24 protein-coding genes are annotated in these 21,581 nt (G+C 42.1%); 21 read left to right on the top strand and 3 right to left on the bottom strand.

Annotated elements, in window-relative coordinates; translation table 11 throughout:
- Positions 1–4 precede the first annotated feature (4 nt).
- The 13 genes from JO375_RS15205 to JO375_RS15145 all read left to right on the top strand — a co-directional run bounded on the left by JO375_RS15205 (position 5) and on the right by JO375_RS15145 (position 13,455).
- Complete coding sequence (locus JO375_RS15205; protein ID WP_229525257.1) at positions 5–793, top strand: hypothetical protein; 789 nt, start codon at positions 5–7, stop codon at positions 791–793.
- Positions 794–860: 67 nt separating this feature from the next.
- On the top strand, positions 861–1,199 hold the full coding sequence (locus JO375_RS15200; RefSeq protein WP_229525256.1) for a hypothetical protein: 339 nt from the start codon (positions 861–863) through the stop codon (positions 1,197–1,199).
- Positions 1,200–1,305: 106 nt separating this feature from the next.
- Entirely contained in the window at positions 1,306–1,485 is a 180-nt protein-coding gene (locus tag JO375_RS15195) for a hypothetical protein (RefSeq protein WP_014599919.1), read from the top strand.
- Between the two features lie 89 nt (positions 1,486–1,574).
- A complete protein-coding gene (locus JO375_RS15190) occupies positions 1,575–6,977 on the top strand; it encodes a transglycosylase (protein ID WP_229525255.1) in 5,403 nt (1,800 codons plus the stop codon).
- Positions 6,978–7,532 carry a phage tail domain-containing protein gene (locus JO375_RS15185; protein WP_229525254.1) on the top strand — a complete coding sequence of 185 codons (555 nt, stop codon included), beginning with the start codon at positions 6,978–6,980 and terminating at the stop codon, positions 7,530–7,532.
- Positions 7,533–7,544: 12 nt separating this feature from the next.
- Positions 7,545–7,955, top strand: coding sequence for a phage tail fiber protein (locus JO375_RS15180; protein WP_229525253.1), 411 nt, complete (start codon positions 7,545–7,547; stop codon positions 7,953–7,955).
- Between the two features lie 18 nt (positions 7,956–7,973).
- A complete protein-coding gene (locus JO375_RS15175) occupies positions 7,974–9,113 on the top strand; it encodes a pyocin knob domain-containing protein (RefSeq protein ID WP_229525252.1) in 1,140 nt (379 codons plus the stop codon).
- Entirely contained in the window at positions 9,110–9,490 is a 381-nt protein-coding gene (locus tag JO375_RS15170; RefSeq protein ID WP_229525251.1) for a hypothetical protein, read from the top strand. Before JO375_RS15175 ends, JO375_RS15170 begins: the two co-directional genes overlap by 4 nt.
- Positions 9,487–9,627 (top strand): XkdX family protein, encoded by a 141-nt coding sequence (locus JO375_RS15165; protein ID WP_229525250.1) that lies wholly within the window; start codon positions 9,487–9,489, stop codon positions 9,625–9,627. The genes JO375_RS15170 and JO375_RS15165 overlap by 4 nt, the downstream gene beginning before the upstream one ends.
- Positions 9,628–9,659: 32 nt before the next feature.
- Positions 9,660–10,289, top strand: coding sequence for a phage distal tail protein (locus JO375_RS15160; protein WP_229525249.1), 630 nt, complete (start codon positions 9,660–9,662; stop codon positions 10,287–10,289).
- Positions 10,290–10,297: 8 nt separating this feature from the next.
- Complete coding sequence (locus JO375_RS15155; RefSeq protein ID WP_229525248.1) at positions 10,298–12,442, top strand: phage tail protein; 2,145 nt, start codon at positions 10,298–10,300, stop codon at positions 12,440–12,442.
- 64 nt (positions 12,443–12,506) lie between these two features.
- Entirely contained in the window at positions 12,507–13,103 is a 597-nt protein-coding gene (locus JO375_RS15150; protein ID WP_229525247.1) for a copper amine oxidase N-terminal domain-containing protein, read from the top strand.
- A gap of 100 nt (positions 13,104–13,203) precedes the next feature.
- The gene (locus JO375_RS15145; RefSeq protein WP_229525246.1) at positions 13,204–13,455 is read left to right on the top strand and encodes a hypothetical protein; all 252 of its coding nucleotides are present in this window, start codon (positions 13,204–13,206) and stop codon (positions 13,453–13,455) included.
- Here JO375_RS15145 and JO375_RS15140 read toward each other — a convergent pair whose 3' ends face one another.
- A complete protein-coding gene (locus JO375_RS15140; protein WP_229525245.1) occupies positions 13,456–13,632 on the bottom strand; it encodes a hypothetical protein in 177 nt (58 codons plus the stop codon).
- A 155-nt stretch (positions 13,633–13,787) separates the two neighbouring features.
- Here JO375_RS15140 and JO375_RS15135 point away from each other — a divergent pair, with 155 nt between their 5' ends.
- From JO375_RS15135 to JO375_RS15115, 5 genes are read left to right on the top strand one after another with little or no spacing between them, the layout of a single operon-like run.
- Positions 13,788–14,594 (top strand): BRO-N domain-containing protein, encoded by an 807-nt coding sequence (locus JO375_RS15135; RefSeq protein ID WP_229525244.1) that lies wholly within the window; start codon positions 13,788–13,790, stop codon positions 14,592–14,594.
- 59 nt (positions 14,595–14,653) lie between these two features.
- On the top strand, positions 14,654–14,875 hold the full coding sequence (locus JO375_RS15130; RefSeq protein ID WP_229525243.1) for a hypothetical protein: 222 nt from the start codon (positions 14,654–14,656) through the stop codon (positions 14,873–14,875).
- 21 nt (positions 14,876–14,896) lie between these two features.
- The gene (locus JO375_RS15125) at positions 14,897–15,373 is read left to right on the top strand and encodes a phage holin family protein (protein ID WP_229525242.1); all 477 of its coding nucleotides are present in this window, start codon (positions 14,897–14,899) and stop codon (positions 15,371–15,373) included.
- A complete protein-coding gene (locus JO375_RS15120) occupies positions 15,351–16,340 on the top strand; it encodes a GH25 family lysozyme (protein ID WP_229525241.1) in 990 nt (329 codons plus the stop codon). The genes JO375_RS15125 and JO375_RS15120 overlap by 23 nt, the downstream gene beginning before the upstream one ends.
- 2 nt (positions 16,341–16,342) lie before the next feature.
- A complete protein-coding gene (locus tag JO375_RS15115) occupies positions 16,343–16,894 on the top strand; it encodes a phage holin, LLH family (protein ID WP_229525240.1) in 552 nt (183 codons plus the stop codon).
- A 388-nt stretch (positions 16,895–17,282) separates the two neighbouring features.
- Here JO375_RS15115 and JO375_RS15110 read toward each other — a convergent pair whose 3' ends face one another.
- Positions 17,283–18,320, bottom strand: coding sequence for a restriction endonuclease (locus tag JO375_RS15110; protein ID WP_229525239.1), 1,038 nt, complete (start codon positions 18,318–18,320; stop codon positions 17,283–17,285).
- Between the two features lie 250 nt (positions 18,321–18,570).
- On the opposite strand from JO375_RS15110, the gene JO375_RS15105 reads away from it, so the two are divergent.
- Complete coding sequence (locus JO375_RS15105; RefSeq protein WP_229525238.1) at positions 18,571–18,804, top strand: hypothetical protein; 234 nt, start codon at positions 18,571–18,573, stop codon at positions 18,802–18,804.
- A 20-nt stretch (positions 18,805–18,824) separates the two neighbouring features.
- Here JO375_RS15105 and JO375_RS15100 read toward each other — a convergent pair whose 3' ends face one another.
- Positions 18,825–20,030 carry a hypothetical protein gene (locus JO375_RS15100; RefSeq protein ID WP_229525237.1) on the bottom strand — a complete coding sequence of 402 codons (1,206 nt, stop codon included), beginning with the start codon at positions 20,028–20,030 and terminating at the stop codon, positions 18,825–18,827.
- Between the two features lie 254 nt (positions 20,031–20,284).
- Between JO375_RS15100 and JO375_RS15095 the strand changes: the two genes are divergently transcribed.
- Together JO375_RS15095 and JO375_RS15090 are read left to right on the top strand one after the other, a co-directional pair.
- Positions 20,285–20,713: a NucA/NucB deoxyribonuclease domain-containing protein gene (locus tag JO375_RS15095; RefSeq protein ID WP_229525236.1), complete on the top strand. Its 429-nt coding sequence runs from the start codon at positions 20,285–20,287 to the stop codon at positions 20,711–20,713.
- 172 nt (positions 20,714–20,885) lie between these two features.
- A partial coding sequence (locus tag JO375_RS15090) for a Kelch repeat-containing protein (RefSeq protein WP_322098741.1) occupies positions 20,886–21,581 on the top strand: 696 nt, incomplete at its 3' end.

The following is a 21,581-nucleotide window of genomic DNA, read 5'->3' as shown; positions in this document are numbered from 1 at the left end:
GTTCATGGAACCATTAGTATTTGATGGAGTCGGTACAGTCCAGGTATATGAGACTGGCGGAAAATTGAAGTTTTTGGATGATAAAATCACGAAAGTAACATTGCAGCTTCAATTCGATTGGCAGAAGGTAATGGGCGGTGACAGTGGCTACGCATTTCACTACACCGCACAAGATTTGGCGGACAAAGCCAGCATTGAAATTCCGCGTTATTCGGACATTCTTGCAGAGCTTTCACAGGGTGCTGAATCTGAAAAAGGCACAGTGAACTTTGACGAGACAGAACAAGGATTCTTAGACGCTACTAATGGTTATACGTTAAAAGCTCCTGCCAAATTCGGAGGTACATTAGTTGCTACCAGTGACAAGGTGTACTTGAAAGATAAAGACACTGGAAAGCTGACGGAGCTTACCCGTGCTGCGGCTACCCCTACAGCAGAACAATATGTCATTACTGCGGATGGAAAAATCACATCTGATTCTGCCAATGATGGTAAGCAAATCGTGGTGACGTTCAAATGGAAGAAAGAAAATGCCACTCGAAGCATGTTGAGCGGAAAACGCCGTCCTAAACCGTTTAAATTGGTTCATCGCTTCTCGTTGGTAGATGATCGGGATGGTAAAGAGGTTCCTTGCCAGCTTACCATTTGGAAAGCACTCGGCGGTGGTACACTAGACGTGTCTCAAGAACGTAAAAAGCCCACCAGTAACACGCTGTCCTTGGAAATTATGGAGCCAGATATTACGCCGGAGAACCCTAACGGATATGCAGTAGAAATCATTTTCGGTATCTAATCAATAATTAAAACCAACCCTCTACTCAATAAGGTAGAGGGTTACATACATTGAGGAGGAAAATTTGATGACAGACAAACAGTTGGACAAAACGCTTAATATAGGTTCAGAAATTCGGTTGGCAGAGGGCATCAAAAAGCACGTGAAGATCGGGACCATTGCACTGATCCGGCAGGTTCGCGAGGAAATGGATGGTGTAGTACACAAGTTTTCCTTTTCGATTGGTCGAAAGAAATGGGAAGCTACCGATGAACGGGAAGCTGTTGACTGGCCTAAAGTGGAGGAAACGTACAAAAAAGCATTTAACCTTGTTCTGGTTGAGGAAATAACGGAAAAAGAGTACGAACAGATTGACCAGGACGGTATTGCAGAACTGGATAATTTGTTAGACCGATTTCTATTCTGAGTCGTTTCCTCCAGATGAAGAGTCAGATGATGAAGAAGAGCAGGAGGAGTCTAATCCTGCCGAGAATGATCATGAAACGGACTGGTTAGAACTTTGGGCTTTATGTGTGAGCAATGGTATTTCTGATTCAGAATGGCCTAATATGACTATTCCGAAGATCAGAGCTTTAATGAAAGCCAAGAACAGAAACCGGGAATTTGAAATCATTCTTCACGGTGGCAATGTGGAAAACAAAAAGCCGAAGAAGGTCAAGACATTATCTGATCTTGGTTTCTTCGCTAAGTAAATTAAGAGGCATCCGCAATCATGCAGGATGCCTCTTTTTCTGTATTTAGGTCAGGAAAATTTTCCTGGACCATTTGTGAGGTGAGTTAAGTGGCAGACTTAAATAAAGATGTAGTAGGTGCGCGAATAAGCTTGGATACAAGCAAGATTTTACCTGCTTTCAAAATTATAGATAGCGGGGCTAGAGCTAACGCCGAATCGTTCAAAGTGTTGAATGCTGAATTGGGTATAAGTGAAAAGAATTTCAAGTCTCTTGCCAGTAGCGCGGATAAGTTTGCTCTTTCCGCAGAGGATAGACGGAAGAAAATTCTTGCTGAGTCAGAAGCACTTGTAAAACAACGTACAGCACAAGCCGAATTAAATATTGCTCGGAAGAACCAATTGGACCAGGCTAATAAGATAACCGACGAAAAGCTAAGAGCGCAACAAGCAATTGTTAAAAAGCGCGAGGATGCAATCGAGCAGCAGGAACGAGAACATCTGAAACGGATGGAAGCTTTGCAAAACAAGGCTGCATTAACCGGACAGAGAGTTTCTAAAGTTTCAGGGGCAGGAACTGACGACAGAACGCGTGAACGCGTCCTGATGGAGGAACAGTCCATTCGTTTGAAGTTATCTCAATTAGCAGAGAAAGAGGCGCAGCAGGCACGGAAGAATGCACAGGACTATGAAAAGTTTTGGGTGAACGCATTACGGGCCAGAGAGCAAAAAGAGGCACAAGTCCGTGAGAAAGTCCTTCAGGAAGAACAAAAGATCCGGCGATCTTTGAGCCAGACCGAAGCCCAGATGAAGCAGACTTTTAATAAAACTCCTAATTGGATGAGCCGAGTAGGAGATATGGCCACACATGCCCTTGTATTTAATACAGCGTATGCAGCTATGCATAAAACACAGGAAGCACTTGAAGAGGGATTAGTCGGTATCGAATCCAATATGGCTGGATACGTCCAGACGAACGAGCACTACTTCTTAGAATATAACGAAGGCACCAAAGAAATGGTCATGAACACAGAAAAGCTTCATGATGAGACAACAAAGTTTATCCGAACCGCGCATGATCTTGGCTCCGAGATTATGGATGTTACCGAATCTGCACGACTATGGGGGCGGATGTACAAGGATGCTGGCGTAGTACAGGAAATGGTACGCAAGTCTACAATGCTTTCTACTGTCGATTTGGTTTCTCTTGAAGACGCGACTAAATCTATGGAGTCGACATTTGCTCAATACGGCGTACAAATTAAGAACAGCAATGATGCTATGGTGCTGGGCGGACGAGTTTTGGATTCCTGGTCTAAGGTTGCCCATGACACAATGGCACCAGCACGTGACCTGGGGGCTGCGTTTGAGCGAACTGGTAAAATAGCAGCTGAAACTGGCGTTTCATTTGACTTTATGAATGGCTTGATTTCAGCCGGTATACGTAACACGGCGCTGAGTGGGGAAAACCTGGGCAACATGTGGAAAACAGTCCTGGGTACGATCCGTACAAATAAAGCCGTTGCAGAGATTGAGAGATTAGGAGTTCAAACAAAAGAAGTTGTAAATGGTACAGAACAGTGGAAAAAGGCAGAAGATATCCTGTTAGAGTTATCGACCAAAGTAATCGACAAAAACTATGACCTTACGAAATCCTACGCTGATATATCGCGCGGTGTATATCAATATGCCAAATTGGCCGCTTCCTTAAACGCAGGGGATATCTTACTGGGTACAGCAGCGTCTATCGGTTCTACCGGATCAACAATGGAGTATCTAAAAGTTCAAATGGATACGATTCAGAGAAAAGCTGCTCAGACCAAAGCCTCTTTGTTAGAGATTTTCAACAACGCAGGAGACGACGGGCTTCGACGCATGATTAAAGATGTGTTGGATGTAATTGATCAGCTTTTAATTGGACTTACCAAAGTTCCAGCAGGGGTATTTGAAGGGACAGCAGCTATTGGTGGATTATTGCTCGCTTATAAGGCGTTAAGCGGTCCAATAATGAACGTAATTACTGCTGTTAAAGTCCTGACAGCGGCTAAGGTAGCTGAAACAGCTTCTGTAGCAGCCAATACAGTAGCCAATGAAGTGAATATTGTTTCTACTGAGGGATCGATCTTATCTACTGTACAACGTACCGCCGCGACACAGGCGGCTTCTGTGGCAACAGCCGAAGCGATAATTACTACAGAAGCAATGACAAAGGCTCAAGCGTTGTCAACTGTAACCATGGCAGGAGCGACAGCAGGATTGACGCTATTGGCTGGCATCATTGCTGTAGTGGCAATGCAAAGCGGCAAGGAAGAAAAAGCTGCACGCGAAAGAATCCAAAAGCTGAAAGATGAAGACTCGGCTGCACAACAAATGATTAGCCAGTATCAACGACAGGTAGAACTTTTACCGAAATTGGTTAATGCACACCGTTCACTTGAACAATCATTAAAGCTAAGTAGTGGTTCGGTAGAGAGAGAAAACAAGGTGAAAAAACAGCTTGAAGAGGTTTCCAAAGCATTAGTAATTACTCTTGGGAAAGAAGGAGCAAAACAACTTGAAGCGGCGAATTATACTGATGAAGCCGTACAAATCCAAGTAAATGCCTTAAACAAACTTATTGAGAAACAGAATGAAGCAAGAAAAAACGTCTTGTTAGATCAGCAAGCTCAACTATTAAAGGAACAAGCTGAAAAGACAAAAGCACTAGCTCAAGCCAATAGGGAACTAGAATTAGCTAGAAAGGCTGCTACAAATCCTTCTGGACAATTTGCAGCCACTTCAAAAGATGATATCGTTTATGCGGCTTATGAAAAGGCCAAAGAGAAAGTGGAAAAATTGAATCAAGAAAACAACAAGCTCACTTTATCTATAACGGAGGTAGGCGTGGCATTAGGTCAGGCAACAGTAGAAGCTGACCAATTTGCCGGGAAGGCTGAAACAGCAACAGAAAGTGTTAAATCTCAGGAAGAGGCCCTTGCTGATTTAAGAGAGCAGATTCAGGGTAATGGCAAGGCTATTTCTGAGATGAACACTGTTTTAAATGATCTTGCCAATAAACAGTCCATGAACGCAGAAGCTGCGGCTGAATTAATTCTCAAATACCCTCAATTAGCTTCAGAGATTTACAAAACATCTGAGGGATGGGCTTTCGAAAAGAATGCTCTCGAAGTTGTTCGCAAAGCTAAAATACAAAAGGCTATAGATGATCTAAAGTCAGAAAAAGCGTCCAGTTTAAGTACAAAACTTGAGTCAGATGATCGTATCGCAGTTTACATTAAAGAGGCTGGAGCGATTAAAAGTCTTGCTGAGTTAAAAGCTAGATTGAATGGAGTTATGGCTCAAAGTTCATTAGAAGTTTTTAATAAACAAAAAGAACTAAACAACATGACCGGAGTGAAATCTTTCCTAAATGCTCCTTTTCAGAACCAGTTAAATCAAGATAAGAACAACATGGAGCAAAGCAAAAAAGATATAGGCGAAATATATAGCGGATACGAGAAAGATATGAAGCAGTATGACACTCAGATTAATGCTTTAACCAAGCTATATAATGATCCTAAATTTGGCGTGAGTTCTTCTGGTTCAAAAAAATCGAAGGGGAGCGGGGGCAAAAAAGGCAAGAGTGATGCAGAACGTGCAGCTGAAAAAGCAGCTAAGGACGCATCTGCGGCACGAAAAGATAGTTATGATAACGATCTTGATAACTTTAAGTACATCGCTGAACGAAATGAATGGTCTATAAACCAGCAGATTGCAGGATACAAACGACTGGCTCAACGACATAAGCAGTACCTATCGGAAGATAAGGATGCAACGAAGCAATGGAGCCGCGATGTTCAGAAACTGAATGATTCAAGATTTCAGGAAGACGTGGAGAATCTTGAGCGAAGAACCGAGCGAATGCGGCAGGCCAATAAACAGGAAATTGAGATGGTTAAAACCAGCTTGGACTTTTACAAAAAGGAACAAAACAAAAATTATCTTCCTCCTGCTAACCGTAGAGAGATTGCCAAACAAATCTATGATTTAACCGTCAAATACAATGAGCTTCGCTATCAAAACAGTGAGAAGTGGATTGATAAAGAGACTTCCAAAATGGAAATGGCGGGACAAAGCAAAATTGCTATTCTGAAAATGGAATACGATGCTTATATGCGTATGAGTAAGGCAAAGGATCGTACCGCCGAACAGAGTTTTGAATTGCAACAGAAGATTTATGAGAAACGTAAAGCTCTGGAAGATGAGTTCCTGTCCGACTTCCAAAAACGAATCAATTACCAAAAGAGTATGGAAGCCATATCTGTTTCTGATCAGCTTAATGCATGGACAAAAATGCAGGCTCTTTACAAAGAAGGATCAGAACATCGAATGGAAATTGATGTACAGGTCCATGATTTGAAGAAGCAACTATTGGAGGACCAGAAGAAGGCTGTTACCGAAGCTTCTAAAAAGGAGAAGGAGGCACTTGAAAAGACTCGGGACGAGGAAGTAAAGCGTATTGAGGCAGAACGTGATGTTTTTATCGAAGCTCAGGACGCTAAAATCAAGGCCATAGATGACTTCCTTGCTAAAATGCAAACAGCCAATGAGGATGAGGACTATGATCGCGCTATGGCTGAGAAACAAGCTCGTCTTGCCTTGCTTCAATCTGCTGTTGGACCTGAGGGAATCGCGGAGCGAAAACAGGTTGAGAAAGACATAGAGGATATGCAACGGGAGCATAACCGCACGTTGGCTAAACGAGGGCTGGAAGATCAGAAGAAAAAACTTCAGGATGAAAAGGCCGAGCGAGAAAAGGATTACAATGACCAGATTGAAGCTGCCAAACAGCATTATGATCAGCTTGCTGAGAAATACGATGAGTATTCAGATGGAGTTGAATCCAAAGCTGAAGATTTGAAAAATACCCAAATCTCAAAAGAAACCGAGAAGAACGTGGAGATTTTGCGTCAGTTGGATCAGTTTATTGCTGACTATCAGGCTAAAATGGCTGAAATCAATGCCACTTCATTGTCTGCATCCTTTGATACCAGTTCCTCAACCTCTGAAAAAGACAGTGACCTAGCACGATATAATTCCAACATTGATAAATGGTATTCGGCAGGCACCGCCGAGAAAGCAAAACTACATGAGGAGAATGCTGCTTTGCGGAATAAGTATGGCATCAAGAAGGACACAGGAAAGCTTCAAAAATTCCATTCAGGCGGTGTCGTTCAAGGGGATAGGAGCGCGGAAGTTCCGGTCATTGCTCGCGCAGGAGAAATGTACCTGAATGATCAACAGCAGAGCAACCTGTTCAAAATTATCAATTTCAAAATGCCAGCGCTTAATTTCTCCTTGCCAGACTTTTCTATGCCAATGGCTTCGGGTGGTACAAATCCGCAGCAAATCAGCAACCAGTTCGTAATAAAATCAGGCGATACTTATATTGAAGACGAATCCGCAGCAAAGGTATTTTGGACCGAACGAGATAACTTGGTGCGGAGGTTGCAAGCGAGGGGGGGTAAATCCTAAATGATTGATGCTACAGCAGATGGGAAGTCTTTTAAATCCATTGGGTTAGGACTTAAAAAACACAACATACCTGTGCTGCCACCAACAAAAGATCATTCACTGGAAATAGCCGAACGAGATGGAGAATTGGATTTTGGCAGTACCTACGGAGCACGGACTATAAATTTGGAATGTGTCATCATGGCAGATGATACAACCCTTGATTACCATAGGAGAGTCGCCCAAGTGGCGGCTCTTTTTAATGCCAAAAAAGGGGATATCGTATTCACGTTTTCGGACTTACCAGGAAGGCGATATATCGGACGCTATGCCGGAACATTGGATATCGAAAAAATACTTTGGGATGGCGAACTGACTATCCCGATTAAGATGGGTGAGCATCCGTTTCCAGAGTCGGAGGAGAACATAAAAGAGGTCATTATCACACAGTCTCCACAAACGGTGTCAGTTATTTCTACCGGGGATGAACGTGCGAGTCCTGTAATAGTGCTTACCAACATCGGAAACAACGACATACGGAATTTTCGTATAGCAAATGAGTATCAAGTAGAATAGGAGGTCTTTATATTGGCAGACATATTACTTAGTAAATCGAACTGGTGGAAAACGGCCTGTATTAATGCGGCTTTACGTGGCCTTAACTTTGCATCACCACAGACGCTGTATATCGCCCTGTATACCAGCAGTCCAACAGATGCGGATACAGGGCAGGAGGTAAGCGGTGGAGGCTATACGCGCCGTGCTGTGACGTTTTCCGAACCCGTTATTGCGGATCGGCGTGCTGTTACTTCCAGCGTAGGGGATGTCTCTTTCCCTATCGCTGGAGCAGATTGGGGCTTAGTCACTCATATCGGCATTCGCACAGCTGCGACTGGGGGAAACTTAGTATATCACGGAGCAGTTAAAACGCCGCGCACAGTGCAGACGAACGATACGTTGCGATTCATGGCTGGACAAATCAAAATCGACGAAGGGTAGGTGTTAAGCGTGGAAAAAATGTATCCACCAGTTGCAAATTCTCCAAAAACTGAGCTTGCAGAGTTAGTCACGGATACGCAGACCGAAATTACGGTCGCCAACGCCGCTGTGCTTTTACAGGGAGAGGGGATTGCAGTTTTGGGTAACGGAGATGTTGCCGAAACGATTACGTATACATCCGTAGAGGAAAATGTACTTAAAGGCTGCACACGCGGTTTTGAAGGCGTAGCACGTGCTTGGCCTGTCGGTACACGGGTTGCCCGGAACTTTACAGCCTACGATCATGTTGCCTTTAAAGGAAATATTGAGGAGCTAGGCAAGGAAGTTGCAGATGCTGCTGCTGTGGCTGCTTCGGCCATCCCTGCAGTACAAAAAGGGGTAGCCAGCGGGGTGGCTACGCTGGACAAGGATTCAAAGGTACCTGCTACTCAATTGCCGATCAGCACAGCCACAAACAACACAAGCTCAACCCAAGTTGCTGCAGCGTCTGCTGTAAAGGCTGCGTATGACTTGGCAAATAGCGCATATCGCTATCGAGGTAATGTACCAACAAACTGGAATGATGCAACCTTATCAGGTAACTACAATGTGGCTCTTTCTGCATGGACAGGTTTTTCGAACTATCCACCTGGAGCCTATACCTATGGCAAACTTGTGGTGAATTACGACAGCGGTGCTATTGTTCAAATGTACTTTTCACATGATAATCCGGGGCGGATATATACACGTATCTCTTTTGCTGGTCTTGATTGGAGAGAGTGGACGGAAATTTTCATGACTCGTGGCGGTTCTGTGTGGGGAACGATAGATAGCAAGAACGCCATTCCGTTAGCTATCTATCGTCCAGGGTATAAATCATGGGCATTACACAAATCGGATAATGGCCGAGTTTATATATCTCCATCTAACACGATAGATGGTACTGACTGGAATTTTGGTAATGGATTATGGATAGAAGAGGGTAATATAGGTTGGCAAGGCGGGGACCTGAACACTTTAAAGTCTGCATCCAGTAACCTGTACTCAGGAAACGGGAGCCCCGAAGGGGTTGTGAGTGCGCCTGTCGGTTCTCTATATCGCAGGTGGGACGGTGGAGCGAATACCACGCTATATGTTAAACAATCAGGTAGCGGGAATACGGGGTGGGCAGCGAAATGATAAAAGAATGTGTAGTATTAAATGACGAGGTAATCAACATCGGGCCGTGGGATTATAAGCGCCAGCAAGTCCTGATGTCACCAGCAGAGTATAACGACGAGGGAAAGATCACGAAAGAAGCTGTGTACGAAGAACAGACCATGAATCCTCTACCTGAAGGGGCAACTATCGAAGAACGGGAAATTGAAGTTGCACCAGATGGCGGTCTGATTGTAAAGGGTTCTGCACAGCCGACCAGTGATGAACTTCTTGGGCAGCAACTCGCAGAAATGAAAATTCAAACCATGCAGCAAACTCAACTTTTAGCCAGCATGGGCGCTGAACTGGCAGCTACAAAATTGGAACTAATCAATTTGAAAGGGGCTAATCAATCATGACATTTTGGACTCTTGCTTTTAAGTGGAACTGGGTAACGGCAGAGAAATTGAAGGGTGCAGTCAAAACGGAGGCTAACCCTTGTGGAGAGATTACACCGGAGGAATATAAGACCATTACAGGCTTGGACTTTGTGTAGGAAAAGTTTCCTTAGCAAGTTAGGAGGACGCTATGTTTAATGGTGGATTTAATAGCCTTGGTTTTAATACAGGAGATGTAGAAGGGAATATTATTGACCTCTCTGCATCTCTTTCTGGTTCCGGGCAAATGTACTCACGGAAGGTGGAGACAGCTGGAGCAGAAAACGATAACGCGTTCAATCTTATGTCGTTTAATGTGGACGAGCCTGGTACCATAACAGAATACATTTTAGAGTTTGTGCTGGATATGACAGCTACTGCTGATCTATCCGGCGAAGGCCGAGCGGAAATGGATTTTGTCCGGGAATACGCTTTGGAAGCCGTGCCCATGAGTGGGCACGGACGTATGACGGATGCTGAGTACATCCGGGAAATACTTGTGCAGGCTGTACCCATGTCCGGGGAAGGAAGAATATCGGCGGAACTGTCGAAATTCCATACCGACTACATTGAGTTCACGGATGTTTTCCGGCCGGGAGAGGTTATTGTGATTGACTCGGGTAAGTTCAAGATCACTCGCAATGGGCAAAACGTTTCTCACTTGTATAACGGTGATTTCTTCGACCTAAATCTTGGAAACAATAATCTGACCTGGACGGACCCGGAGACAGGTCGGACGGTGCTGTGTCGTATTACGCATAGAGATAAATTTTTGTATTGAGGTGACTTATGGTGAATCCAACCATGCAAGTATTCGATAAAAACATGAGACGCGTTGGAACGCTGGTAGATTCTTACGACATTCAGCGGCGGCGCAGGATCAACAGCGACTATGAATTAACCTTTATGGTCCCAATGACCAGCGATGACTACCGTGAAAAAATAGCAATCAAGGGCCACGTTCGAGATGAGCGTGGTCAATTTTATGTCATTCAGTCTCGGAGTCGGTCACGGGAAGGTCGAAAGCTGACTGCAAATATCTATTGTAATCACATCATGTTCAAACTTAACGATTACAAGTTTCCATATGCTTCATACATTTCAGAAGCCTATGGTATCCATATCAATCAGCTTACAGACTTGATTACGGCTGCTACAGGGGGACGGTTTAAGTTTGTTATTCACGACACATTTGATTTGCACGATGTTAAGGACTTTGGGCGGGGCAATTGTCTTGAAGCGCTTAACAAGATCATTCAAATGTATGAATGCGAGGTCGAACCTGACAATTTTACGATCAACCTAAGAAAGAAAATCGGAGCCGACAACGGTTTGCAGTACCGGCTTAAAAAGAACATCGTATCCAGTTCATTCAAAGACAAAGGTGAATCACTTGTGACACGTATGTTCGCGCAGATGAAGGATGGACGGACGTTTATCGGTATGGATGCGTCTAGACTGACCGACGAGGAGCGGAGATTGCTTTCCGGCGTACCAGGAACGATTGTAAATGAAAAGCTGACGGTGAACTATTTGATATCTCCTTATGCTCAGTATTGGGCCAGCGATTCGGTTCCTTTTTACGATGGGGAAATCATAGAGCAGGATATTGAAGAACCGGAGGACTTGCTGAAGGCCACTCGTAAGGCTCTCAGAGAGCAGGAGGTTGTTTCTCTTGAGCTAACTGTTTCGACAGCCGACCTATTCAAAATTGACAACACCGAGCCGGAGCCACACTTGGGCGACACAGTGATGTGTATTGATCCTGGAATGGATATGAATAAACTCAAGGCACGAATCACGGAGCTGACTGAATACCCATATAGCCGAGACAAACATTCAGAACCTACCATTTCTAATGTCAATTTACGTGACTATGCGGATATTATTTCTGACCTAGAGCGGAGTAAGAATATTGTTAATAACTCATTCAGCAATGGAAAGATTCGGACAGAAGTATTTGAATCCTTTGCCAAACAGGCTGTAATTGATATTAACAATAGTAAAACGGAATTGATTTACCCACCAGAGGGCGGCATTCTAGCTCAAGAGAAAACGAATCCATTAGAACAAGTTCGATTGACTTCAAAAGGAATAGGTATTTCAACAGACGGATGGAAGACAATTCGTGCTGCTATAACTGCTCGTGGAGTATTGGCAGAACAGATTATTGGACAACTCGGTAGCTTTGTGTCATTAGTAATTGGTAGCGGTAATAACGTAACCAAAATCAATACCAACGGAATCAGTGCAGGAAATGACGACTATACTATTGCACCGTTCAGGGTAGACATGCAGGGCAATGTAGTAGCTAGATCAATCAAACTCACAGGTCAGATCGACAACTCAGAAATGAATGCTTCAGATATTAGGGCTAGTACAGTTAATGCAAGTACAATACGTGGTAGTAAACTAATCGGTAATGAAATAGAAGGCGGTATTATTACAGGGGCTTTGTTTAGAACGGCTAAAGAAGGCCGCAGGATTGAAATAAACTCTAATGGATTGACCGCTTATAATTCATCTGGCGGTGAGGCTATTTCTTTAGGTCAATACGCCAATGGAGCGGCCTTACTATTTATGGACAATGGTTCGCCGAGAGGGAGTATTTTTGGAGACTCAGACGGATTTCATGTAGGCAATATGGGCGGGGTATATATTAAGTCTACTGATGATATGGTTTATTTTCAAAATGAGGTTAATTTTACTGACGCTACTGTAAGCGGGCTTAAGCTTGGAGTTGAAAATATTGAAAATCTCGGGGATACAATTAGAGAATTGAGGAACGATGTTTATTCATTGAGAGGTGATATGTACGATGATGTGATTGTGAACGCTACATTTGATCCATCATCAAGAAATTTAAAACTGTTTAGTCGAACAAGGACAGTTGCAACTGTTAAAATTCCTACTGATACTAGTTCGACAACATAATGTTTACTGCACCTCCTACCGATGGTAATATTAGGGTATATATACTATGTAGGAGGCGCGGTTCATGAAGAAATGGTCTTATTTACTCAGTGGTGTATTAATCGGCGCGGTTGTTGCTACGGCTAGCAGCGCATTTGCTGATCAAATCAAATCTTTAGTCGGAGAAAAGGTAGCTGGGGAATATTCAGTTAAGGTAAATGGAAATTCTCTTTCTGAAAATGCCATTGTGGTAGACGGAAAGGCACATGTACCTTTACGAGCTGTAACCGACTCATTAGGGGCAAATCTAAAATTGGACGGAAAAACAATTCAAATAAGCACAGATTCATCTACTGATACAAAGACAACTTCTTTGTCAGAAACTGAGGGAGTGATAAAAAAAGAAGGACAGTATGCGGGTTGGAGCATAGCAAAGTTGGAACAGAGGAAATCTGATTTAGAAAAATATATTTCAGAATCTGAAAGCAGTAAAGAAAAACTGAATCATGAACTTGAGATTGCTGATAAATTGTCAAAAACATCAGTAAGTTCTTCAACATTAGCCATTAGAGAATCAAATGTGGATAAAACAAAGAAGGAATTAGACAGCATTGAGAGCGCTATAGCTAAATATAAGACTGAACTAGAAGAAATAAATAAAGCTATAGCGGCATTGAAATAAAATCAGTAGTAACCTAGTAATAAACAAATTATATACTGTATAAACAAAAGCCCTCTTAAAATGGAGGGTTTTTACTTTTGCATAAAGGTGGAATGGTTATATGGAACTTAAGTCTAATGTAGAAAACTCTTCACCGGTTTATAGAAGTTCTATTCCAATCAATAAAGCTATTCGCGTGCATGATGAACGGACAGCAGAATGCGTCAAAGAAGTGTTGGCGCTTTTGGGATCAAAAGGATGTACAGTCGGGCATGCCATTTTTATTCTTAAGAAAGCCCAAGAAGCTGCGACCGACTGTACGATCATGCAAAATGAGTACACAAACGATTTTATAGACTCTTCAAGTCGATAATCACATGTTTATGCCGCCAAAGCCAAACATTGATTTGGTACTAAAAGATTCTTCAATTCTTGAATAGATTTCCTGATAAACCTTTGAATAGTCTTCTGGTTCTGAAAGTTCTGTGATGGTACCTGACTTTTCAAGATATAGCATCGTCAGATCGTGGATAACATGTTCTCTCTCCAAAATATCACCTCCTGTGTATTTGTGTTTTCGCCAAAAATAAATGTTTTCCTTTAAATCCGTAGCATTATAGCAACAAAATCAATTTAAGATATAAGTATGAAAGCCTCTGATAACTCAGGGGCTTATTTTACGTTCAAAGAAAGGTGAGATCAGTAATGGATATACTTACAATTCACGGAATAAGAGGCTTTATTGATGGAAACGGTACGGCAAAATTGAATTTAGAAGATATTTCTCACGGGTTGGGTTTTACTCAAAGAGCTGCAAGCGGAAATGAGGTAGTACGCTGGGAGCGAGTGAATAAATATTTGGCTGAGTTTGGGTTCATCCCCACTTGTGGGGACGCTGATTCTTCCCAACAAGCTGGGAAAGGGGATTACATCCCCGAGAACATCTTTTACCGCTTGGCGATGAAGGCAAGAAATGAAGTAGCTGAAGCTTTTCAGGCTAAGGTGGCAGATGAGATCCTGCCTTCCATTAGAAAGACCGGAGGATATGTAGCGAACGAGAATGCTTTTATCGAAACCTATCTCCCTTTTGTTGACGATCAGACCAGAGCCATGTTCAAACAGACTTTAGCGGTCGTGCGACAACAAAACGAAGTAATCAAATCCCAACGTGAAGAAATTGAATATAAAGAGACCGTCATTGTCGGACTGGTTGACGATATCGACCTTGCTGCTAAACGTCAAATCCTAAACAGAGTTGTTCGTAGAGGCGGCAAAAAATATCAAGAACGTTGGCGTGAGTTGTACAAACAATTCGAGATGAAATATCACATCAATTTATTTACTCGGTTGGAACGCTATAACGAAAATAACAAGCCGAAGCTGAAGAACAAAATTGAATACATCGACAAAGTGATGGGAAAGATTCCAGAGCTCTATGAAATTGCAGCGAAGCTGTATGAGAATGATGTGAAAGAACTTGCTCAGGAACTATATGAATTGAACGGAAGATAATCCAGAGGACACTTTTTAAAGAAGGTGTCTTTTTTATTTGCTCAAAGGAGGTGAGGGAGTTGGCAAAGATAGTATCTACTTTGGAGGCACATTTGGACTTAACAAGACCAGTAGAGGAAATTACACAGGTTATTTCTGCTGTGATTGCTTCACAGCCACATAAACGTAAAGAAATACTTGAGGGACTGGATATAGCTGTAGGAAATGCATTAGCAGAGATTCAGGCTCAAGAAGAAAAAGATCAGAAACCAAACGATGATAGCTCAGGAAAAGTTTCCTGAACGGAGAGAGGAGAGCAAGTAGTGAGCCAAATAAAAATGTTTGGCAGTACCGTATGGACCGCAATGGTCGGAGCAACGGAAAAGGAGGCGGCGGCAGGGGGATGGTCTGCGCTTGTTGGACTGCTGGTTACGTTCCTGGGTGGGTGGGATAAACCGCTAAAGGTGCTGCTTATAATGATGGCGTTAGATTATATTTCTGGTGTTGCAGGTGCTTTTAAAAATAAGAAAGTGGACAGCGACGTGATGTTTTGGGGCGGTATCCGTAAGGCCACGGTGCTGATGGTAGTGGGATTGTCTGCACAATTGGACGATTGGTTACAACCAGGCGCACCGATCTTCCGGACGGCGGCAATCTATTTTTATGCCGGCCGCGAAGGATTGTCATTAGCCGAGAACCTCGGGGCTTTGGGAATCCCATTACCGTTTAAACTTAAAAGTTTCCTGCAGCAGTTAAAAGACAAGGGAGATGGAAAAGATGCAACAACGAAACAGCCGTAATGCACAAGGCATTGACGTGTCCCATCATCAGGGGAATATTGATTTTAAAAAGGTAGCTGCGGACGGCATATCATTTGTTTTTATAAAGGCAACACAGGGCAAGACGTTTCGCTCCAAGACGTTCCTCCAATTTGTGGAGGACGCAAAAGCAGCTGGTCTGCTGATAGGTGCATACCATTATGTGGACGATTCGGCTACTACACCGGAAGCGGCCCGACAGGAAGCAGCAAACTTTGTATCTGCAATTAAGGACGCTGGAGGCATTCAGGTTTTCGATCTACCGCCTGTTATGGATTATGAGTCCAATAAGTCCGGTTTGAGCAAAGCGGTAATTACTACCGTAGCCAAAGCATTTTTGCAGGAAGTTGAGCAACTTACTGGCGTGCAGCCTATTGTGTACACATACCCGTCGTTTATCGGTAATTTCAGCGGACTAAACAATTACCCGCTATGGATCGCGCGTTATAGCGCCTCGCAGGTTCCACCGGATGCGTCCGGCTGGACAAGTTGGGACTTTTGGCAGTATAGCGATGGGGAAAACGGCGATACGTTGCCGAGCGGAAAAATGCGAGTCAATGGCATCACGGGACCAGTTGATCTTAACGAATACGCGGGAACTGAGGACGAGCTGCGGGAGCGATTTACGAAGCAAGCTGTTGTACCGGAGAAGGAAGCTGTCGCCACTGGCTCTTTTGTTGCAAATGGTAAGCAGGTGGGCAAAACGCTGCTGTTTGATGGCAAAACCTATGTACCGCTGCGGACGCTGGCTAATACCCTGGGACTGCCGTTTAAGTGGGACAACACGCGCAAGGAAGCCTGCTTAAATGGGACCAAACTGCAATCTGTCCAGCTAGTCGAAGGCGTGGCTTACGTGCAGCTCAGACCTATTGCGGAATCGTACAGTGCTGTAGTGTCCTGGGATTCGAAATTAAAAATCGCAGCTTTGAAAACGAAAGGGGATAAGTAATCATGCAAACTATTATCGAAACCGTACATCCATATGTAAGTACCATTGCTACAGCAGCTATAGGTGTGCTGACAACCATCATTTTAGCCGGCTTAAACACAGTTAAGGTAAAAGTAAATACATGGCTAGAGGCGCGTACAACGGCGGCACAGAGGGAAGTAATCCATAAGATAGCAGGAGAAGGTTTTGCTTTTGCTCAAACAGCATTTAAGCAGGCTGGAGGAGAACGTAAGCTTCAGGAGGCTTTGCAGTATGCTACACTCCGTTTGGCTGAACAAGGTGTTACAGTGTCAGTTGTGGAGTTGCAAGCGGCTATCGAAAAGGCGTATCTGGACTATAAATCCAAACAGAAGTTAATCCCGTCACAAACGGAACCCAAGATTAGTATCGAGGAAGCTTCTCAGGCAGCTGCTAAAGAGGCTGTATCTGGTCTGGCTGCAAAGCTTAATGATTTTTTGGCCCAAGCTACCACAGAGATAACCAATAATGTTCCTACTCAGGTGCAATCTAAACCTGAGACCATTCTAGAACAAACGCCTGTTGCTACTGAATAAAATAAGGCTGCAGCTTCAAAGTGAATTAAAAAGAGATACCCTGCTGGCACATACGAGCAGGGTATTGTACATACAATATTTTCAAAAGAAAGTATTTCGTTTTTACTAATGTGTTTGTATAATAATAACAAACGATCAAGGAGGAGATAAGTGTGCAAAAAGAAGTGCATAAATTGCATCCAATTTTGAGAAGAATTTTTCACTTATTTTCATACGCATCGTCCTTCATGATCACGGTCGGCTTCTTCTGGGCGATTCAGATTTACACATTTGGATTAATTCCAATGATTAGAAAGGCAACCTTACTTGGTGTTCCAATATTCTTTGTACTGAGTTTCATAATTGCAGTTTTTTTGGTTAAAAAGTTCATCAAAATAAAATCGCCATATTATTGACCTTTCGGCAGTTCTTCAGATACCGGAAGGTTTTTTAGTTCTTTTGGCGTAGTTACCTCCAATTTTGAAAGTACTTTTTGCATTTCCAGAAGTTTCATTTGCTGATTATCAGATTGCTTTCTGAATTTAAGCCATTTTTCAAGCAACCCATCCGAAGTGCTTTCTATTGATACGCTTTGCTCAGATTCTGTTTTTGAATAGTTTCCTTTATAACTTCCACCTACGATATAATGTAATACTAGACCTAGCCCTATTAAAACCAGGGGAGAGGTATAATAAATTATTTCTATTGTGCCTGGTGATTGAAGGCTTAGTTTTATGTCTAAGTTTTCTTCTTTGATTTCCTCTTGGGTAAACTCCTCGACTATAGGTAAAAGTTCCACTGGCGTATTAAGTAATTTAATCAAACCCAAATATGGAATGTTGTCTTTTTTCTTGACCTCCAAAACTAAATGAGTTTCATTACCTTTTACATATAATGAATGCAAGGTACGATCTATAAATGTATCGTAGGCTGTTGCATCTGTTATAGTATGATGAGAATTCAAAAGTTTATATAAATAAGGATCTATTTCGTTCTTCCTTACTGTTTTAATCCACCTTACTGTTCTTCTTTTTTGGAAAGGACACGCACCGTCTAAAATATCTTCATCATTTATTTCTGCTTCATACACATCAGTTTCAACAACACCAAAACTCAAAAAATTTGATGCGGCACTTGGAATTAAAACAATATCGTTTATCTTGATTTCTAGGCTAAATCTTTTTAACTGGCTCAAAATTCTCCCTGGTTGTTTCTCATCAGGATATTTTATTTTTATTAATTCTAAAAGTGATTCATTATATTCGTGTTTAGTTATTTCATTGAAATCCAGATCATCCCAACCAATACCGACAAAATTATCATGAAAGAATTCTTCATAATATTCACCAGACTGGGTTCTAACTAGCCAGTACCTTCTATTGGTATCAATGATAGGTACAGGTATACCTTCAATTTGCTTTACGAATGTTTCCAAATCTAAGTCCACTTATAGCACACCTTTGAATGTCCTCATCGGCTGAGGGTTTTGCTGTTTTTTATGATGAGACTATGTTACTATAACTAGAACTTAATGGCTATATGTGGAGTAGATGTTTACAAAATGTCCCATACTCTATATAATCGGTCTAACACATATGAAAGCATCGGTAGCACCCTGCTGGCTCAAGCCAGTGGGGTGTTTTTTTGTTTGCAGGAATTTACCATCATGCGCCGAATGAATTACTGAGGTGATCAGCATGAACCATACATATAAAGTGTTGAAATCGGATGTCGAACTATTGGCAGCTGCATTAAGCCAGGTAAGAGTATATGTAGTCCAGCCGTTGAGTGAGGATTTAATGGAGATTGTAGACTATGGTGGCCCCGTAGAAAAGTTTTCACCGGATTCCATTAAGATAAACGGTTCATATTTCTTCCGAAAGCAGTTTGAATTTAGAGTAGATGTGAAAAAGGACTCCGCTGGTATGTAACTATGGAGTCCTTTTTTTGTTTATTTAGTTGAATACTCACTTACTTCAAATGTAAGAATTTTATTGAAGATTACGTAGTCTTTACGGTTACTGAATGGACCTTTGTTGTTATTGTGTTTATCAATGGCAAAGAATGAAGGACCTCTACCAGCATCTTTAGCGTCATACCAAGCAATGAAAGCATTTAGTTCTTTCTTACTCAGATCGAATTCCTTATCAAATCCATTGTCCATCGTTACAGTCAGAATAGCGCGGTCGCCAGTTGGTTCTGCTGGTTGTTCGGTTCCAGGTTGTTGAGTTCCAGGTTGTTGAGTTCCGGGTTGTTGAGTTCCGGGTTGTTGAGTTCCGGGTTGTTGAGTTCCAGGTTGTTGAGTTCCGGGTTGTTGAGTTCCAGGTTGTTGAGTTCCGGGTTGTTGAGTTCCGGGTTGTTGAGTTCCAGGTTGTTGAGTTCCGGGTTGTTGAGTTCCAGGTTGTTGAGTTCCGGGTTGTTGAGTTCCGGGTTGTTCGGTTCCGGGTTGTTGAGTTCCGGGTTGTTGAGTTCCGGGTTGTTGAGTTCCAGGTTGTTGAGTTCCGGGTTGTTGAGTTCCAGGTTGTTGAGTTCCGGGTTGTTGAGTTCCGGGTTGTTGAGTTCCAGGTTGTTGAGTTCCGGGTTGTTGAGTTCCAGGTTGTTGAGTTCCGGGTTGTTCGGTTCCGGGTTGTGATCCGCTTTTAATTAAATTGAAAGGCTTCAGTTGACCATCCGTATCAATTGAATAAATAAATATATAACTATTTGTATTGTTCACAAATTCTACAGAGTGTTCTCCTTGAGCTAATCCTAATTTCTCATACATAATTTTAGACACTTTTATATTATTCGCTTTATTTTTATCTTCCAGTGAAAAATTATCAACTTTAACACCGTCTATAAAAACGTCAATACTATTTGAACCTGACCACCATGTGGTAGATATCAATCTCAATTTAGTACCCGTAAAATTAAATTTGAGGGAAGTTCCATAGCGTTCCCATGGTGAATTCCAAGTTCCTGGCCCTGAAGTATCTTTGAACCACTTTCCTCCGAGATATGTAATATTCGCATCATTATAATTATAACGAGTCCACCCAGCCTCTGCTTTATCAAGAGTGTCACCAACTGACGAAGCAAAAGTAATACTTTGGTTTACACTAAGGAATAACATTAAAGTCAGTAACGCGGAAACAAATATTTTCTTGAAAATTCTCATATATATTCTCCTTTATTATTTATTTGCTAAGATAGAATACTGCTATTTTGATATACATGTCCAAACAATAATGTCTATATATTCAAATATAAGTTTAAATGTGGATTTATTTTTTTATGACAATAGTAGTTACTCTCTTTGTCACTCTATATGTGACTAGGACCTTTTTTTTGCTTTGTGACAACATACGCGATACTTCGACACACCTCTCAATATAGTATTGGAAAAGATTTAAATTACTATGGAGGTGTCATATGATAAAAGGAATCGCGAGAGGATTAATTGTATTTTTATTGGCGGCTATTTTTTCTGTGCAAGGCGTCTATGCTGAACCTGCGGCAATAAGTCAACAGTCAGCAACTGGGTATACGCTGGAGTTCCCAAATTCACGATACCCTGAAACCGGAGCACACATAAGGGATGCCATTGCAGCCGGACATTCTGCGGTATGTACGATTGACCGCAACGGAGCTAAGGAGAATCGCAGGGAGTCTTTGAAGGGCTATCCTACTAAAAAAGGATATGACCGTGACGAGTGGCCGATGGCAATGTGCGCTGAAGGTGGCGCAGGTGCTGATATAAGATACATAAGCCCTAAAGATAATAGAGGGGCAGGATCATGGGTAAGTCATCAAATGGATAAGTATGCTGATGGCACAAAGGTAAGATTCATAGTGAAATAAAGATAAGGACTCAACCAGTATAGAGCTGGTATGAGTCCTTTTTCATACCCAATAAAAAATAAATATGCAAATATGTGGATCATATTTATAAATCTGAAAGTTTATGTTTAGACATGTCTTGAGGAATATATTACCTTAGTATCTGTTCAATACATTGCTAGGAGGAGATCAAGTGATAAGTAAAGTTAAAGCATTATGGAGTATTTTAATTGTAGTGATAGTGTTCATGAATATGTCAGCTATGGAGGTAAAAGCAGAAGCTGTAAGCGATGAATGGTCGATTAAAACGACTATAGAAAATCCTAAGGCGGTAAGTGCTGTTTCCGAATTGAATGGTAAGATATATATATTCGGTGGTTCTTCAGGATCAAACCCATATAAGGATGTACAAATTTATGATCCGAAGAATAATATATGGGCCTCAGGAAGTAGCATGCCTACGGCTCGTGATTCAGCAACTTCCGTTGCTTATGGAAATGATATTTATGTTATTGGTGGCTATACAGGTAATGCTTTAACCTGGACCGGAGGCTCCTCAGTAAATAATGTTGAAGTTTACAATACCCAGACAGATACATGGAGCGTTAAAAAAGCTATGCCGCAGGCTTTAGGTTGGTTGACAAGCGTTTTGTATAAAGGAAAGATTTATGTGTTTGGTGGGTTGACAACAGATACACGTTCAGTTGCTACTGTCCAAGTATACGATCCAGTTTCCGACAGTTGGTCTACAAAGAAACCTATACCGAATACAATTCATGGTTCCTCCGCAGTTGTACATAAGGACAAAATCTATCTTGTAGGAGGTAGACATATTGATAATTATTCAAATGTTACACTAAATACATTTTTTGAATATGATCCCGATAAC

The sequence above is a fragment of the Paenibacillus farraposensis genome (assembly GCF_020736845.1).
GTDB classification, from domain to species: domain Bacteria; phylum Bacillota; class Bacilli; order Paenibacillales; family Paenibacillaceae; genus Paenibacillus; species Paenibacillus farraposensis.
Note: the sequence above shows the minus strand (reverse complement) of the source record. Positions and strands in the feature narration are given on the sequence as shown.

Excerpts from the sequence above, each read along its gene's own strand:
- JO375_RS15160 (WP_229525249.1), top strand. The coding sequence starts at position 9,660 with ATGTTTAATGGTGGATTTAATAGCCTTGGTTTTAATACAGGAGATGTA.
- JO375_RS15115 (WP_229525240.1), top strand. The coding sequence starts at position 16,343 with ATGCAAACTATTATCGAAACCGTACATCCATATGTAAGTACCATTGCT.
- JO375_RS15185 (WP_229525254.1), top strand. The coding sequence starts at position 6,978 with ATGATTGATGCTACAGCAGATGGGAAGTCTTTTAAATCCATTGGGTTA.
- JO375_RS15095 (WP_229525236.1), top strand. The coding sequence starts at position 20,285 with ATGATAAAAGGAATCGCGAGAGGATTAATTGTATTTTTATTGGCGGCT.
- JO375_RS15170 (WP_229525251.1), top strand. The coding sequence starts at position 9,110 with ATGATAAAAGAATGTGTAGTATTAAATGACGAGGTAATCAACATCGGG.
- JO375_RS15120 (WP_229525241.1), top strand. The coding sequence starts at position 15,351 with ATGCAACAACGAAACAGCCGTAATGCACAAGGCATTGACGTGTCCCAT.
- JO375_RS15155 (WP_229525248.1), top strand. The coding sequence starts at position 10,298 with ATGGTGAATCCAACCATGCAAGTATTCGATAAAAACATGAGACGCGTT.
- JO375_RS15175 (WP_229525252.1), top strand. The coding sequence starts at position 7,974 with ATGTATCCACCAGTTGCAAATTCTCCAAAAACTGAGCTTGCAGAGTTA.
- JO375_RS15150 (WP_229525247.1), top strand. The coding sequence starts at position 12,507 with ATGAAGAAATGGTCTTATTTACTCAGTGGTGTATTAATCGGCGCGGTT.
- JO375_RS15100 (WP_229525237.1), bottom strand. The coding sequence starts at position 20,030 with ATGAGAATTTTCAAGAAAATATTTGTTTCCGCGTTACTGACTTTAATG.
- JO375_RS15200 (WP_229525256.1), top strand. The coding sequence starts at position 861 with ATGACAGACAAACAGTTGGACAAAACGCTTAATATAGGTTCAGAAATT.
- JO375_RS15165 (WP_229525250.1), top strand. The coding sequence starts at position 9,487 with ATGACATTTTGGACTCTTGCTTTTAAGTGGAACTGGGTAACGGCAGAG.
- JO375_RS15205 (WP_229525257.1), top strand. The coding sequence starts at position 5 with ATGGAACCATTAGTATTTGATGGAGTCGGTACAGTCCAGGTATATGAG.
- JO375_RS15105 (WP_229525238.1), top strand. The coding sequence starts at position 18,571 with ATGAACCATACATATAAAGTGTTGAAATCGGATGTCGAACTATTGGCA.
- JO375_RS15135 (WP_229525244.1), top strand. The coding sequence starts at position 13,788 with ATGGATATACTTACAATTCACGGAATAAGAGGCTTTATTGATGGAAAC.
- JO375_RS15145 (WP_229525246.1), top strand. The coding sequence starts at position 13,204 with ATGGAACTTAAGTCTAATGTAGAAAACTCTTCACCGGTTTATAGAAGT.